This window comes from Microbacterium sp. KHB019, assembly GCF_037285405.1.
In the GTDB taxonomy this organism is placed as follows: Bacteria; Actinomycetota; Actinomycetes; order Actinomycetales; family Microbacteriaceae; genus Microbacterium.
In genome coordinates this window covers 1-348 of record NZ_JBBDHF010000009.1, presented here as the reverse complement: position 1 = coordinate 348, position 348 = coordinate 1, and the positions used below count along the sequence as shown (strand labels likewise).

The following is a 348-nucleotide window of genomic DNA, read 5'->3' as shown; positions in this document are numbered from 1 at the left end:
CACGTGTTACTCACCCGTTCGCCACTAATCCACCCAGCAAGCTGGGCATCATCGTTCGACTTGCATGTGTTAAGCACGCCGCCAGCGTTCATCCTGAGCCAGGATCAAACTCTCCGTAAAAAACAAAAAACAACGAACGCCGGAATAAGGCATCACGCTGCGAGTTTGAAACTGACCAAAGAGATGACATCATTGCTGACTTCATCCGAATGCCAACCCCCAAAGGGGCTGGTCTTTGATCCAAAGGAATCTCACCCCAACCAAAGGCTGGAGTCGAGGTTATTTGGCATTTGACAAGTGCACGCTGTTGAGTTCTCAAGGATCGGACGCACCCACGACCCAGTCATC

At 51.1% G+C, this 348-nt stretch carries 1 rRNA gene; it reads right to left on the bottom strand.

What is annotated here, in order from left to right:
* A 16S ribosomal RNA gene (locus tag KHB019_RS15090) occupies positions 1-120 on the bottom strand; the annotation flags it as partial.
* Between the last annotated feature and the right edge of the window lie 228 nt (positions 121-348).